The organism is Rhizobium herbae (assembly GCF_017873135.1).
Taxonomy (GTDB): Bacteria; Pseudomonadota; Alphaproteobacteria; order Rhizobiales; family Rhizobiaceae; genus Pararhizobium; species Pararhizobium herbae.
Genome location: NZ_JAGGJV010000006.1, coordinates 337,355 through 352,294, shown reverse-complemented (window position 1 = coordinate 352,294; position 14,940 = coordinate 337,355). Strand labels below are relative to the sequence as shown.

At 61.3% G+C, this 14,940-nt stretch carries 11 protein-coding genes; 7 read left to right on the top strand and 4 right to left on the bottom strand.

Annotated features, from left to right (window positions below; genetic code table 11):
* The first annotated feature begins 58 nt into the window (after nucleotides 1-58).
* The 7 genes from J2Z75_RS18230 to J2Z75_RS18200 all read left to right on the top strand — a co-directional run bounded on the left by J2Z75_RS18230 (nucleotide 59) and on the right by J2Z75_RS18200 (nucleotide 8,813).
* The gene (locus J2Z75_RS18230; RefSeq protein WP_209854173.1) at nucleotides 59-1,069 is read left to right on the top strand and encodes an amino acid ABC transporter substrate-binding protein; all 1,011 of its coding nucleotides are present in this window, start codon (nucleotides 59-61) and stop codon (nucleotides 1,067-1,069) included.
* 549 nt (nucleotides 1,070-1,618) lie between these two features.
* The gene (locus J2Z75_RS18225; RefSeq protein WP_209854327.1) at nucleotides 1,619-2,638 is read left to right on the top strand and encodes a LacI family DNA-binding transcriptional regulator; all 1,020 of its coding nucleotides are present in this window, start codon (nucleotides 1,619-1,621) and stop codon (nucleotides 2,636-2,638) included.
* A gap of 41 nt (nucleotides 2,639-2,679) precedes the next feature.
* A complete protein-coding gene (locus J2Z75_RS18220) occupies nucleotides 2,680-3,918 on the top strand; it encodes an ABC transporter substrate-binding protein (RefSeq protein WP_209854172.1) in 1,239 nt (412 codons plus the stop codon).
* A gap of 74 nt (nucleotides 3,919-3,992) precedes the next feature.
* Nucleotides 3,993-4,910, top strand: a complete 918-nt coding sequence (locus tag J2Z75_RS18215) for a carbohydrate ABC transporter permease (protein ID WP_209854171.1) — start codon at nucleotides 3,993-3,995, stop codon at nucleotides 4,908-4,910.
* On the top strand, nucleotides 4,907-5,785 hold the full coding sequence (locus tag J2Z75_RS18210; protein ID WP_209854170.1) for a carbohydrate ABC transporter permease: 879 nt from the start codon (nucleotides 4,907-4,909) through the stop codon (nucleotides 5,783-5,785). Before J2Z75_RS18215 ends, J2Z75_RS18210 begins: the two co-directional genes overlap by 4 nt.
* Nucleotides 5,786-5,806: 21 nt before the next feature.
* Nucleotides 5,807-7,735, top strand: coding sequence for a glycoside hydrolase family 127 protein (locus tag J2Z75_RS18205; RefSeq protein WP_209854169.1), 1,929 nt, complete (start codon nucleotides 5,807-5,809; stop codon nucleotides 7,733-7,735).
* Nucleotides 7,736-7,739: 4 nt separating this feature from the next.
* Nucleotides 7,740-8,813, top strand: coding sequence for an ABC transporter ATP-binding protein (locus J2Z75_RS18200; RefSeq protein ID WP_209854168.1), 1,074 nt, complete (start codon nucleotides 7,740-7,742; stop codon nucleotides 8,811-8,813).
* A gap of 22 nt (nucleotides 8,814-8,835) precedes the next feature.
* On the opposite strand, the gene J2Z75_RS18195 is transcribed toward J2Z75_RS18200, so the two are convergent.
* From J2Z75_RS18195 to J2Z75_RS18180, 4 genes are all read right to left on the bottom strand, one after another.
* Nucleotides 8,836-11,979 (bottom strand): efflux RND transporter permease subunit, encoded by a 3,144-nt coding sequence (locus J2Z75_RS18195; RefSeq protein WP_209854167.1) that lies wholly within the window; start codon nucleotides 11,977-11,979, stop codon nucleotides 8,836-8,838.
* A gap of 32 nt (nucleotides 11,980-12,011) precedes the next feature.
* Nucleotides 12,012-13,163, bottom strand: coding sequence for an efflux RND transporter periplasmic adaptor subunit (locus J2Z75_RS18190; RefSeq protein WP_209854166.1), 1,152 nt, complete (start codon nucleotides 13,161-13,163; stop codon nucleotides 12,012-12,014).
* A 58-nt stretch (nucleotides 13,164-13,221) separates the two neighbouring features.
* Nucleotides 13,222-13,824: a TetR family transcriptional regulator gene (locus J2Z75_RS18185; protein WP_209854165.1), complete on the bottom strand. Its 603-nt coding sequence runs from the start codon at nucleotides 13,822-13,824 to the stop codon at nucleotides 13,222-13,224.
* Nucleotides 13,825-13,920: 96 nt separating this feature from the next.
* Nucleotides 13,921-14,829 (bottom strand): LysR family transcriptional regulator, encoded by a 909-nt coding sequence (locus J2Z75_RS18180; RefSeq protein WP_209854164.1) that lies wholly within the window; start codon nucleotides 14,827-14,829, stop codon nucleotides 13,921-13,923.
* Nucleotides 14,830-14,940: the final 111 nt, after the last annotated feature.

Here is a 14,940-nt window from a genome sequence, read left to right as displayed (position 1 = left end):
CGCTTGGCGCCGCCCGGACAGAACACGTGCGACTTAAAAACCGGAGGAGAACCAACCCATGAAATCAGCAATTTTTGCATTGGCGGCCACAGCAGTGCTGGCCGCTACCACAGCGCAGGCGGGTACGCTCGACATCGCCCGCGAACGCGGCGCGCTTCGCTGCGGCGTCAGCCAGGGCGTGCTCGGCTTTTCGAGCCCGAACGACAAGGGCGAGTGGACCGGCTTCGACGTCGATTTCTGCCGCGCGGTTGCGGCGGCGACGCTCGGCGATTCCAGCAAGGTGCAATATGTGCCGCTCTCGACCAAGGAGCGTTTCGCCGCCCTGCAATCGGGCGAAGTCGATCTCCTGTCGCGCCAGACCACCTGGACGCTGTCGCGCGATACCGATCTCGGCATGAGCTTCATCGGCGCCAACTACTATGACGGCCAGGCCTTCATGATCCGCAAGGATATGGGCGTGAAAAGCGCCAAGGAACTGTCCGGCGCTTCGGTCTGCACCGAAACCGGCACGACCACCGAGCAGAACATGGCCGACTATTTCAGCGCCAACAACATCCAGTACAATGTCATCGCGTTTGAAAAACCGGACCAGACCATTCAGGCATTCGGGACCGGCCGCTGCGATGTTTACTCGACGGACGCCTCTGCCCTCTATTCCCAACGCCTGACGCTGACCGATCCCGACAACTACGTCGTGCTCCCGGAAGTCATTTCCAAGGAGCCGCTGGGACCGGCCGTGCGCCAGGGCGACGAGCAGTGGTTCAAGATCGTCCGCTGGACCTTGTTCGCGATGATCGAGGCGGAAGAACTCGGCATCACTCAGGAAAACGCAGCCGTGACGGCGGAAGACGGGACCGTTGCACAGAAGCGGTTTCTTGGCAGCGATGGCGGCATCTCGAAAAACCTGGGTCTCGATCCGAAATGGGCATTCCAGGCCATCTCGGCCGTCGGCAATTATGGCGAGGTCTTCGAGCGCCATCTCGGCAAGGACAGCCCGCTCAAGATCGATCGCGGCCTGAACAGGCTGTGGAGCGACGGCGGCCTCGCCTACGCGCCGCCACTGCGATAAAAACACAAACATGCAAATAGCCGTCGCGAGGTTCACGCTTCGCGGCGGTTTTTCGTTTTCTGGAAAATGAATGTTTGGAAAGGTCCTAGAATCGAAAAAGCCTGCCGCGGGAGGAGGTGCGGCAGGCTTTCGAATAGAACCGAACGGCAACTGGGAGGAGGAGTGTTGCCATTCCGCAAGTGCCCTCTGGGAGGAGGAGCGAGGACACTCACAATACCGAAGCTCTGCGGGAGGAGGTGCATCACTTCGATGAATTCAATATACATTGATTTCGCTTAAATCGTAGGCAGAATTTTGCAAAGCAGCCATGCGCTATGCGCGTAGCAAATAGCTCGCCAAACCATAAATCGTTTCAATGCCCGGCCCGCGTGATCTGCCCGCATAGCAGTGAGTGCCACTCTTTCGCGGCATTGCGCAACGGAAGAAAGTCTCCATCGACACCTGCAACGCCTGCTTCCCTGACCTCCATCAATTTTTTTGAGAAAACGTTTTTCCATTTGACATAGCCGCTGGTAAAAGGTTTTCTCATGTCAACAAAGGGAGGATGTTCTGGATATCGGGGGAACCAAGAAGCGGATTACCATCCATGACGTTGCGGCCGCGGCCGGCGTCAGCATTTCGACTGCGTCGAAAGCGCTGAACAATACAGGACGCATGGGAGACGAGACGCGGGAGCGTGTGAAGCGTGTCGCAAGCAATATCGGCTTTCGTCCGAACGCATTGGCGCGCGGCCTGCTGAGCAAGCGCAGCTTCACCATCGGGCTTCTGACCAACGATACCTACGGCCGTTTCACCCTACCGGTGATGGCCGGAATCTCGGAGGCGCTGGTCGATCACGGCGTCTCGGTCTTCCTCTGTGCCATCGAGGACGATCCGGCGCTCGGGCAGATTCATGTCGAGGCGATGCTCGACAAGCAGGTGGATGGCATCATTGCTACCGGCAAGCGGCTCGACAGGCGCCTGCCGGTCGATCTCTCCAACCTGCCGGTTCCGGTGGTCTACGCCTTCACAGAGGGCACGCCGAACAGCGTTACGTTCCGCTCGGACGATGCACAGGGAGCCACGCTCGCAGTTGAATGGCTTTTGAAGAGCGGCCGGAGCCGCATCGTGCATATCACCGGACCGAAGGAATTCTTTTCGGTGCGGGAGCGTGCCGATGCCTACAGCGCGGCGGCCGGTGGAGATGAGCCGGTGATGTACGGCGTCTGGTCCGAAAGTTGGGGTCACGAAGCGATCAAGCAGATCTGGAACAGAGCGGGAGAAAAACCGGATGCGCTGTTCTGCGGCAACGACCAGATCGCCCGGGGCGCCGTGGACGCCCTGCGCGAGCGCGGCGTCAAGGTGCCGGAAGATGTGTCGGTCATCGGCTTCGACAATTGGGAGATTGTCGCGGCCCAGACGCGGCCGCCGCTGACGACGGTGGATATGGAACTGAAGGAACTCGGGCGGCAGGCGGGATTGACCGTTTTGGCGCTCGCGGAGGGACGGCCTGTCGAGCCGGGCGTGAGGAAACTGCCATGCCGGCTGGTTGTCCGGCAGTCATGCGGGGGCAAAACCCCGAGGGAATAAGCAAAGGCGCGAGGAGAAAGCGCCATATTGGGAGGAGTGTCATGATCAAGCGACTATTGGCAGCGACCAGCATCGCTACCCTGTGCCTGGTTGCCAGTGCATCAGCCGCCGAAAAGGTGGAAATGTGGGTTCGCACCGGCGTCGGCGATGCCTTCAAGAAGGCCGTCGAATCCTATAATTCCAGTCATGAGAACCAGGTCGCCATGACCGAAGTACCGTTCTCGGAACTGGTGCAGAAATACGCGACTTCGATTGCCGGCGGACAGGCGCCCGATGCGCTGTCGATGGACCTGATCTACAACCCCGCCTTCGCAGCGGCCGGTCAACTGGAAGACCTGACGGACTGGGCGAAGTCTCTGCCCTATTTCAATTCGCTATCGCCCTCGCACGTCAAGCTCGGCACCTACGAGGACCGCATCTACGGTCTGCCTCTATCTGTAGAGACCTCGGTCTTCGCCTGGAACAAGGACCTCTATAAAAAGGCCGGCCTCGACCCTGAAAAGGCACCGACCACCTGGGATGAGATCACCGCCAACGCGGAAAAAATCCGGGCATTGGGTGACGATACCTATGGCTTCTACTTCTCCGGTGGCGGTTGCGGCGGCTGCATGATCTTCACCTTCACCCCGCTCGTCTGGGGCTCCGGCGCCGACATCCTGTCGGCCGACAGCAAGACCGCGACGCTCGATACGCCGGAAATGCGCAAGGCGGTCGATATCTACCGCAACATGGTCAAGAAGGATCTCGTGCCGGCAGGGGCTGCCAGCGACAACGGCGCGAACTTCCTCTCTTTCACCAACGGCAAGATCGGCCAGCAGAGCCTCGGCGCCTTTGCCATCGGGTCGCTGGTGACCGAACACCCGGACATCAACTTCGGCGTCACGCTGATCCCCGGCGCCACGGGCGGAACGTCGTCTTTTGCCGGCGGCGACAATTTCGTCATCACCAAGGGCACGCCGAAGATCGCCGCCGTCAAGGAATTCCTCGAATATATCTATTCCGAGGACGGCCAGAAGATCATGGCAAAATACGGCAGCCTGCCGACCCGCGGCGATATCGCCGACAAGGTGCTGGCGGGTCTCGATCCGCGGCTGCAGGTCGGCATTCAGGCGATTTCCGTCGCCAAGACGCCCTATACGCTGCAGTTCAACGACCTGATCAACAGCGCCAACGGCCCCTGGGCGAGCTTCACCAACGCCGCCATCTACGGTGACGACGTTGATGGCGCTTTCTCAAACGCCCAGACGGAAATGCAGTCGATCATCGACAGCGGCCAATAATCTCCCCGGCCGCTGTGGCCGGGAGGAAAAGCCGCCTCCCGGCCAATTTTTCCAAATCCATGCGGAGCATTTCGATGACCGGTTCCGGTTCGAAGACCCTATCGCCGCAGCGCAAAAGACGGCGCAGATCGGGTTGGCGCGGCCTTGTCTACATCGCGCCGGCAATGGCGCTCGTTATCCTGTTCTTCGTCATGCCGGTGATCTTCACCGGCTGGATGAGCCTGCACAACTGGCCGCTGATGGGCGGCACGCGCTGGATCGGCTTCAAGAATTACGTCCGCATGTTCCACGACGCCCGCTTCATGTCGGCATTGCAGTTCACGGCCTATTATACCGTCATCGTCACCATCGCGATCTTCGCCGTCGCCTTTCCGCTGGCGATCTTCGTGGAAAAACAACGGCGCTTCGTCAGCGCCTACCGCACCATCATCTTCCTGCCCGTCGTCGTCGGCCTCGCCACCGCCTCGCTGCTCTGGGTGTGGCTTGCCAATGTCGACAGCGGCTTCATCGGGCCGGCGCTGAAGGCGCTTGGTTGGGTCGACAAAAGCCCGAACCTGCTCGCCACCTTCGATAGTGCCTTCCTGACGATCATTGTCATGGTCGTGTGGAAGATCGCAGGCTTTACCATGATCATCCTTTTGACCGGCCTCCAGGCCATCCCGTCGGAACTGACGGAGGCCGCCCGCATCGACGGCGCCGGACGCTGGCAGCGTTTCCGGCATCTGACACTACCCTTGATGCGCAAGACCATCGCGCTGGCGCTGATCATTTCCGTCACCGGCTCGATCCTTGCCTTCGACCAATTCTACATCATGACATCCGGCGGACCGCAGAACCGGATGATCTCGGTGGTCTACTACATCTTCAACCAGTCCTTCGTGTCGTTCAATCTCGGCTATGGCGCGGCCCTTTCGATCGCCCTTCTCGCCATTCTGGTTGCGATCAGCATCGTCCAGCTCTGGCTGCTGCGCGTCGGCGAGGAGCGGCCATGAATCCTTCAACGAGGAACCTTTCGAAGCAACGCCGCGCAGCTAAGGCCTTGCGGTCCAACAGCGCCTATCACGCGACTGGTATCGCCATCTGCCTGTTCTTCCTGGCGCCCTTCGTCATCACCTTTCTGGCTTCCTTTCGCCACGGCACGGAAGCCCGCCTGCCGCCGCTGCCGCCATGGCCGAGCTCTGGCATCAGCATCGATTCCTACCTGTCGCTCGACACGTTCGGCGCGGGCATCTGGCAGCACACGATCAATTCGCTGCTGGTCTCGCTTGCGACCGTGGTGCTGACCGTCGCCGTCAGCCTGCTCGCCGGCTATGGGTTCTCGCGCTACCGCTTTCCGCTGAAGAACGTGCTGTTCGTCTTGATCATCGCCACGCTGATGATCCCGTTCCAGTCGATCCTGACGCCGCTGTTCATCATCCTCGCCAAACTGGGCTTGAACAATTCGCTGCTCGGGCTGACGCTGGTCTATGTGACGCTGCAGCTGCCCTTCTCGGTATTCATGATGCGCAACGCCTTCGATGCCGTGCCGAAGGAGATCGAAGAGGCGGCGCGCATCGACGGCGCGCGCGATCTGCGGTTGCTTGTGCGCGTGCTTCTGCCGCTGGTCCTGCCGGGCGTCGCGACCGTGGCGATCTTCGCCTTCCTCAACGCCTGGAACGAATTCCTCGCAGCGCTGATCCTGTTGTCCAGCAACGACAAATACACGCTGCCCGTCCTGATGATGGCGGTGCGTGCCGGGCGTCTCGGCGCGGTCAACTGGGGCGCGGTGCAAGCCGGCGTTGCCGTCATGACGGTCCCCTGCCTGATCGTCTTCCTGCTTTTGCAACGCTACTACATGCGCGGGCTGATGGCCGGCGCGGTGAAATGATCTCAAGAAACGGATGAAGCCATGAACACGATGAAAAGAGACCGCCAGTTCCGCCCCCTGCCCGTACCCAGCGTCGATATCCACGGCCTGTTCGGCGATCGCCAGGATGCGATCTGCGACACGACCGCCGAAACGCTGCTCGACCGCTGCGTCGAGGCCGGCATGCTTGATGCCATCGACACCAGCAAGCCGAGCCCCGGCATCGTCATCCCGATCCAGCCCTGGGGCGGCACCACGCAGATGTTCTGGGACTCGGATCTCGGCAAGTCGATCGAGACGGTCGCCTATTCGCTATACCGCCGACCGAACCCGAAGCTCGAAGCGCGTGTCGACGAGATCATCGACATGTACGGGAAGATGCAGGATGAGGACGGCTATCTCAATGCCTGGTTCCAGCGTGTCCAACCCGGCCGCCGCTGGACCAACCTGCGCGACCATCACGAACTCTATTGCGCCGGTCATCTGATCGAGGGCGCCGTCGCCTATTTCCAGGCGACCGGCAAGCGCAAGCTGCTCGACATCATGTGCCGTTATGCCGACTACCTGATCAAGACCTTCGGCCGTGGCGAAGGCCAGCTGCGCGGCTATTGCGGCCATGAGGAGATCGAACTGGCGCTCGTGAAGCTTGCCCGCGTCACCGGCAGCAAGAAATATCTCGACCTCTGCAAGTTCTTCATCGACGAGCGCGGCACCGAGCCGCATTATTTCACCGAGGAAACCATCCGCGACGGCCGCGATCCGGCCAACTTCATTCAGAAGACCTATGAATACAGCCAGTCTCACCAGCCCGTGCGCGACCAGAAAAAGGTCGTCGGCCATGCCGTGCGCGCCATGTATCTCTATTCCGGCATGGCGGATATCGCCACCGAATACAACGACGACAGCCTGACGGCGGCGCTCGAAACCCTCTGGGACGACCTGACGACCAAGCAGATGTATATCACCGGCGGTATCGGTCCGGCCGCATCCAACGAGGGCTTCACCGACTATTACGACCTGCCCAACGAAAGCGCCTATGCCGAGACCTGCGCCTCGGTCGGCCTCGTCTTCTGGGCCAACCGCATGCTCGGGCGCGGCCCGAACCGACGCTATGCCGATATCATGGAACAGGCGCTCTACAATGGCGCCATGTCGGGCCTGTCGCTCGACGGCAAGACCTTCTTTTACGAAAACCCGCTGGAGAGCGGCGGCAAGCATCACCGCTGGGTCTGGCACCATTGCCCCTGCTGCCCGCCGAACATCGCCCGCCTGCTCGCCTCGATCGGCTCCTATATGTATGCATTGTCGGACGACGAGATCGCCGTGCATCTCTATGGGGAGAGTACTGCACGGTTCGAGATCGGCGGCGCCAAGATCGAGCTGGCGCAGAAGACCCGTTATCCCTGGGACGGCGCGATCCGCTTCGATGTGACGACGGACAATCCGGCCCGTTTCGCAATCTCGCTGCGCATACCGGAATGGGCTGATGGTTCGATGCTGAAGGTCAACGGCGAGACCGTCGATCTCAGTGTCGTGACGATCGACGGTTATGCCCGCATCGAGCGCGACTGGAAGAGCGGAGACCATATCGATCTCGATATTCCGCTTGCACCACGGGCGCTGTTTGCCAATCCGCTCGTCCGCCAGGATGCCGGCCGCGCGGCGCTGATGCGCGGACCGCTGGTCTACTGCGTCGAGGCAACCGACAATGGCCGGGAATTGAACGCGATCGAATTGACCGGTAACCTCGCCGCGGCAAGGACAACGGAAATCGCCGAGCTGCGCGGCGCGGTGGCGCTCGATGTTCCCGTCATGCGCGATGAAACCGACTGGGGCACCACGCTTTATCGTACAACGCCGCCGAGGACGAAAAGGGCAACGGCGCGGTTCGTGCCTTACCCTTTCTGGGACAATCGGGAGCCGGGCGAAATGCTGGTCTGGGTCCGAGCGGGCGAAGTAAGCGGTGAATAACAATATGTCCGATACCGGTGTGGTGCTGACCGACATTCGCAAGAGCTTCGGCAGCCTGGAAGTCATTCACGGCATCGACCTGACGATCGCGGAGGGTTCCTTCGTGGTCTTCGTCGGCCCGTCCGGCTGCGGAAAATCGACACTGCTCCGGATGATCGCCGGGCTGGAAGAGGTGACCGACGGCGAGATCGAGATCAAGGGGCGCAACGTCACCGATCTCGATCCCTCCGACCGGGGCATCGCCATGGTCTTCCAGTCCTATGCGCTCTATCCGCATATGAGCGTGCGCGACAACCTGGCCTTCGGGCTGAAGATGGCGCACACGGAGCCGGCCGAGATCGAAGCCCGCGTCAGGGCAGCATCGGCGATCCTCAAGATCGATCCTCTGCTCGAACGCCGGCCCGGACAGCTATCCGGCGGCCAGCGCCAGCGGGTGGCGATCGGCCGGGCGATCGTGCGCAAGCCGGATGTGTTCCTGTTCGACGAGCCGCTCTCCAATCTCGACGCGGAACTGCGCGTCTCGATGCGCATCGAGATCGCACGGCTTCACCGCGAGCTCGGCAATACGATGATCTATGTCACCCACGACCAGACGGAGGCAATGACGCTCGCCGACGTGATCGTCGTGCTGCGCGATGGCCGCATCGAGCAGACCGGCAGCCCGCGCGAAATCTACGAGAACCCGGCCAATATGTTCGTGGCCGGCTTCATCGGCTCGCCGCGGATGAACCTGTTGAATGCACAGTGGCTGGGCAACGGCAAGGTCGCGATCGGGCAGACCGAAATGACGATCCCCGTGAGCGGTGGCGGCCTCAAGCCCGGAGACAAGGTGTCCTTCGGTATCCGTCCCGAGCATCTTGTCGTCGCTGATAATACCGACGAAGGGCTCGATGCGAGGGTCGATTTCTTCGAATATCTGGGTGGCACGCAATATCTCTACTGCCAGCTCGCCGACGGCCAGCCGATTACCGCCGAGCATCGCGGCGCCGAACCGATCGCGGCGGGAAGCACCGTTCGACTGACGTCCGAGACAGGCAAACGGCGCCTCTTCGATCATGAAGGGCGCCGTCTGACGTAGCTTCCGCTCAAGGCTGGGTGGACTATTCCGCCGCAAGCGATGCCGGATACATCGTCTCCATCTCGGGTTCGTCGCTCGCCTGCTCGGGCTCGGCAGCCTTGCTCTTCGGTTCCTTGCCGAAGAACAGGGCGTAGCCGGCCGGCAGCACGAGGATGGTCAGCACCGTGGCGACCAGGATGCCGCCCATCATCGCATAGGCAAGCGGTCCCCAGAAGACGCCGCGCGAGATCGGGATCAGCGCCAGGACCGCCGTCATTGCCGTCAGCACGATCGGGCGGAAACGGCGGACGGCCGAGCCGACGATGGCCTCCGTCCGATCCATGCCTGCGGCAATATCCTGGTCGATCTGATCGACGAGGATGATCGAGTTTCGCATGATGATGCCGAGCAGCGCGATGACGCCGAGGATCGCCACGAAGCCGAAGGGCGCGCCGCTGATCAGAAGGGCGGCGGCCGCACCGATGATGCCGAGCGGGCCGGTTGCCAGCACCAGCATCGCCTTGCCGAAATGCTGCAGCTGGATCATCAGCAGCACGACGATGACGGCGAGCATGATCGGCGCCTTGTCGGCGATCGACTGCTGGCTTTCGGCCGCATCTTCGGCGCCACCCTGGATTTCGACCGAGTAGCCGGGCGCTAGGCTGTCGCGCAGCGGCTTCATGTCGGCATACATCTTCATCGCCACGTCGTTGGGCTGCACGCCATCGGGCAGCGTGCCGCGCACCGTGATCGTCGGCAGGCGGTTGCGGCGCCATTCAACGCCCTGCTCCAGAACCGGGACGACCTTGGCAACCTGCGACAACGGCACATAACTGCCGAAATCGGTCGGGATATAGATCGAATCCACCGCCGACAGCAGATGGCGGCTCGTTTCCGGTTCGCGGGCAACGATCGAAACCGTTTCCTCACCGTCGCGGAAATCGTCGAGCGGCGCACCGCTCATCGTCGCCTGCAGCACCTGGCGGATGCGCTGCGAGGAGACGCCAAGGGCACGGGCGCGGTCCTGGTCGATCACCAGCTTCATGGCAGGGACCGGCTCGAGCCAATCATCATGGATGGCGCCAAGCTCGGGGTTTTCGGCAAACTTCGCCTTGACCTGATCGGCAATGCGGCGAACTTCCGCACGGTCCTGTCCGGTCACGCGCATCTGTACCGGCCAGCCCGTCGGAGGCCCGAGGAACAGACGGTCGACCTTGCCGCGAATGGACGGGAAATCCTCTGCAAGGATCGTCCGCAACTTGACGATCAGTCTTTCACGGGCCGGTTCGTCATTGGCCATGACCAGAAGCTGGGCGAAGTTCGGATTGCGCAGCTGCTGGTCGAGCGGCAGGAAGAAGCGCGGGGCGCCTTCGCCGATATAGGTGGCGATGAACTTCTTGTCCTTGTCGTCCAGTATCTTCGCTTCGAGCGCCTTGGCCTGGGTCTCCACCTCCTTGATGCTGGTGCCTTCCGGCAGCCAGAGATCGACGAGGATTTCCGGACGCGAGGACTGCGGGAAGAAGTTCTTCGGAATGAACTGGAAGGCCCAGAGGCTGGTGGCAAAGGTCATCAGCGTCAGGACAAGAACGATGGCGCGGTGGCGCACGGCCCAGCCGACTGTTCCGCGCAGGCGACGGTAAAAGCGCGTGTCGAAGACATCGTGATGCTCGCCGGCATGGGCACGCTGCTTGAGGATCATATAGCCGAGCCAGGGCGTGAAATAGACGGCCACGAACCACGAGACGACCAGCGCGATGCCGACCACATAGAACAGCGAGCGCACATATTCGCCGGCGGTGGAGGCCGCAAAGCCGACGGGGATGAAGCCCGCAGTGGTGATCAGCGTGCCGGTCAGCATCGGAAAGGCCGTCGAGGAATAGGCAAAGCTGGCGGCATCGAGCTTGCCCAGCCCCTCCTCCAGCTTCCGCTCCATCAGTTCGACGACGATCATCGCATCATCGACCAGGAGCCCGAGCGCGATGATCAGGGCACCCAGCGAAATGCGCTGCAGGTCGATGCCGAGTTCGTACATGATGGCGAAGGTGGCGGCGAGGACGAGCGGAATGGCAATGGCGATGACCAGGCCGGAGCGCCAGCCGATCGACAGGAAGGAGACGACCAGCACGATCACCAGCGCCTCACCGAGCGCATGCATGAACTCGGTGACAGCGTCGGTCACCACTTCCGGCTGGTTGGCGATCTGATCGACGGCGACACCATAGGGAAGCGCGGATTCGAAGCGCTTGTAGGTCTCCTCGACCGCCGCGCCGACATCCTTGACGTTGTATCCCTTGGCCATGACGACGCCGAGCTGGACGCTATCCTGACCGTTGTACCGGTACTTGCGCTGGTAGGGATCCTCAAGGCCCGAAGAGACGGTGGCGATATCGCCGAGGCGCGTGACCTCGCTGCCGGATTTCAACCGAAGCTCGCGGATATCCGACGCCTTGGTCAGCCCGCCCTCGACGGAGATACGCACCGAGCGCGTGCCGGTATCGACGGAACCGGCCGGATCGACATTGTTCTGCCCCTTGATGGCATTCTGCACGTCGGTCAGCGTCAGTCCGCGGGAGGCGAGCACCGCGGAGGAAATGTCGATATAGATCTTCTCCGGCTGGTCGCCGATGATGACGGCCTTTTCGACGCCGGGCGTCGTCAACAGCATGTCGCGCGCCTGGATGGCAAATTTCTTCAGTTCCGGATAGCTGTAGCCATCACCGCTGAGCGAATGCAGGGTGATGAAGGTATCGCCGAACTCGTCGTTGAAATAAGGCCCGAGCAGGCCCTGCGGCAGTTCGTTGGCGATGTCGCCGACCTTCTTGCGCACTTGATAGAAGGCATCGGCAACCTCAGCCGAATTGGTGTCGCCCTTGACCTGCAGCGTGATGATGGCGCTGCCGGCACGGGTATAGGAACGGACGAAATCGAGATGCGGCGTTTCCTGCAGCTTGCGCTCGATCTTGTTGACGACCTGGTCTTCCATGTCCTGGATCGAGGCGCCCGGCCAGATCGCCTGAACGACCATGACACGGAAGGTGAAGTCCGGATCTTCCTTCTGGCCCATGCGCATCAGGCCGAGCACGCCGGTGATGAGGATCAGGCCGAACAGGAACCGCGCGATGCTCGGATGCCCGATCGCCCAGCGCGACAGGTTGAAGGACTGCTTTTGATCGATGGAGGTGGTCATCGGCGTTGTTCCGCTTTCGATGGATCTGGGTTTCAGCGCACGAGCCGGGCGTTGCTGCCGGCGTCATTGGCCGACGCGGACTGCTGCGGTGTTTCGCTGTCGAGCTTCACCTTGAGGCCTTCCGTCATGAACTGGGTGCCGGCGGCGACCACAACATCGCCGGGCTTCAGCCCTTCGGAGATCCGCACGCCGTCACCGGTAAAACCGGCGACCTTGACCGGTCGGGAATGCACGGTGTCACCGGCACGATCGACCGTCCAGACGACCGGCTGATCGTCCTTCTTGGCAAGCGCGCTGAGCGGGATGGACACCAGCTGCTGGTTATTCGTCGCGGAGGCGACAATACCGGCGGTCATGCCGAGAAGCACGTTCGGATCGCTCGGCAGGCTGACGCGGACGGCAAAGGTGCGCGATTGCGGTTCTGCGCTGCCGGCAACCTCGCGAACCCTGCCCTGAAGGAACAGCGCGGCATCCGACCAGAAGCCCACCTTGACGGCCTTGCCGGGCTTGAACTGTGCGATATCCGTTTCGGGTATGGCAACCAGCACTTCCTTCTCGCCGTCGACGGCGACAGTGACAACCGGTGTTCCAGAGCTGACGACCTGGCCGACATCGGCGTTGATGGCGGTAACGATGCCGTTCTGATCGGATTTCAGATCGGTGTAGCTGACCTGGTTCCTTGCCTGATCCAGAGCCGATTTTGCCGAGTCGCGGGTAGCGACAGCCTGATTGTAACTGAGCGTCGCCTGCTCCAGCTGCGATTTCGGAGAGACGTTCTTGGCAAACAGCTGCTCGGCACGGACGCGAGCCAATTCCGTGGTTTCGACCTGCCGATCGGCTGAATCAAGGCTTGCCTGCGCGCTGCGGACGGCAAGCTCATAGTCTGCCGGGTCGACACGGGCGAGCAGATCGCCGGATTTCACCCGCTGACCGATATCGACGAGCCGCTCCGTGATCTTGCCATTGATCCGAAAACCGAGGTTCATTTCGGTGCGGGCACGAACCGTGCCGGAATAGCTGAGCATGCGCGTGCTGTCGACCGCGGCAATCTCGACCACCTTCACGGGGCGGACGATCTCCTTCGTCGCTGCTTTCTCCTCGGAGCAGCCCGACAATGCAAGGACCGCGACGGACGTAAGGGCAATAACCGACAAACGAATGCTGGACTGACTGGGCGAAAACATCTTCGCGCTCCTGATTTCTAAATGAATTGTCGAAGGTAGGCCGCATGCGCGGCCGCGTTTATCTCAAGGCCTTGATGGCGAATTCGATGAGTTCTTCGGGCGTCGCCCGATTAGGCTTGGAAAGACATTGGGCCACCATCTGCGGATGGCACATGTTGACGGTCGCAGCACCGAAACACCGGGCCGCAATGGCAGCGTCCTGCTCGGCAAATTCGCCGGAGGCTATACCCTGACGGATGATCTCCTTGAGCAGCTCTTGCATCCGGTCAATGTGCTTTTCGATGACGTGCCAGTCCCGCTCAATGGCGACGATGACCATCTCGTGCACCTTTTCGTGATCGAGCATCGCAGTAACGATCATCTGGTGCTGCGCATGCAGATACTGCCGCAGCCGATCGGCCGCGCCGATCGGCAGACGGGAGATTGCCAGGGCCTGCTGATAGCCGCCCTCAAGCATGCGTCCACAAAGAGCCTGGTGAATTTCGGTCTTCGACGCAAAGAAGCGGTAGATATTGGCGGGCGACATGCCGAGGTCACGCGCAATGTCGGCGACATTGGTTTTGGTGTAGCCATAGTGCCGGAAAAGCCGCTCGGCGGAATCCAGTATCCGCGTCACATTTTCCTGCCGGGTGGCATCGAGGATTTCGGTGCTGTCATTCATCTCTACAATCTTTCGATTTACGACTGACGAATTTTGAATTTCGTCAGTCGTAAATCGAAAACGGCCGCCTGTCAACCGGGCAATTTTAGCAAATTCTTATGAAGAGGCACTCTGCACATAGCGATTGGCGCGCAATTCCGACACGAGAAAATCGACAAAAGCGCGTGTCTTGGCGGAGACATGCCGGCCCTCGGCGTGCATCACATGGATCGGCACGGGCGGCTCTTCGTAGTCCGCCAGCACGATCCGCAGCCGGCCATTACTGACAGCCGACGCCACCTGATAGGACAAGGCGCTTGCCAGGCCCCAACCGCTGACGGCCGTCGAGATCGCGGCATCGACCGTGTTGCAGAAAAGCCTGGGATGAAGCGTGACGCTGGTATCGGCTCCTTGAGCAAACCGCCAGTCGAGCGGCGCCGACGAGCCCGTATTGGCAATGATGGTGTGCCCCGCCAGGTCGGCGGGAACCCGTGGCACCGGATGGTTTTCGAAATAGGAAGGCGCTCCGCAGATGACCCGCCGCACGCTGCCGACCTTGATGGCGCTATACCCGGAATCCGGCAGGTGTCCGATCCGCAAGGCGACATCGATGCCCTCCTCCATCAGGTTGACGACGCGGTCGAGCAAAAGCGCGCGCCCTGTCACCGCGGGATGCCGGGTCAGGAACGATGTCAGGATCGGCATGACATAGATCTGGCCGAACAGAACGGGTGCCGTGACCGTCAGCAGGCCGGACGGCGTGGCATGGGAGCCGCCGGCGGAGGCTTCGGCTTCGTCGATATCGGCAAGGATGCGGCGGCAATCCTCGACATAGCGGCGGCCTGGCGCCGTCAGTTTCACCGATCGCGTCGACCGCAGGAACAGCCGCGCGCCGGTCAAGTCCTCCAGATAGGCAATGGCCCGGGTCACTGCCGGCGGGCTCGTGTGCAGCGCCCGCGCCGCCTGGGCAAAACTGCCGGTATCGGCGACCTTCACCACAACCCGCATGCATTGAAGCCGATCCATGATCTTTCTTCCTCACCATTATTTCGTAAAATGGAATTATGTCTTGATATTTATCATGCTTCTGTTCGCACAAAGAAAGAAACATAGTCTCCACGGCGATCAACGAACCAT

Coding starts and splice junctions, on each gene's coding strand:
- J2Z75_RS18220 (WP_209854172.1), top strand. CDS start 2,680: ATGATCAAGCGACTATTGGCAGCGACCAGCATCGCTACCCTGTGCCTG.
- J2Z75_RS18215 (WP_209854171.1), top strand. CDS start 3,993: ATGACCGGTTCCGGTTCGAAGACCCTATCGCCGCAGCGCAAAAGACGG.
- J2Z75_RS18210 (WP_209854170.1), top strand. CDS start 4,907: ATGAATCCTTCAACGAGGAACCTTTCGAAGCAACGCCGCGCAGCTAAG.
- J2Z75_RS18190 (WP_209854166.1), bottom strand. CDS start 13,163: ATGTTTTCGCCCAGTCAGTCCAGCATTCGTTTGTCGGTTATTGCCCTT.
- J2Z75_RS18200 (WP_209854168.1), top strand. CDS start 7,740: ATGTCCGATACCGGTGTGGTGCTGACCGACATTCGCAAGAGCTTCGGC.
- J2Z75_RS18195 (WP_209854167.1), bottom strand. CDS start 11,979: ATGACCACCTCCATCGATCAAAAGCAGTCCTTCAACCTGTCGCGCTGG.
- J2Z75_RS18185 (WP_209854165.1), bottom strand. CDS start 13,824: ATGAATGACAGCACCGAAATCCTCGATGCCACCCGGCAGGAAAATGTG.
- J2Z75_RS18180 (WP_209854164.1), bottom strand. CDS start 14,829: ATGGATCGGCTTCAATGCATGCGGGTTGTGGTGAAGGTCGCCGATACC.
- J2Z75_RS18230 (WP_209854173.1), top strand. CDS start 59: ATGAAATCAGCAATTTTTGCATTGGCGGCCACAGCAGTGCTGGCCGCT.
- J2Z75_RS18205 (WP_209854169.1), top strand. CDS start 5,807: ATGAACACGATGAAAAGAGACCGCCAGTTCCGCCCCCTGCCCGTACCC.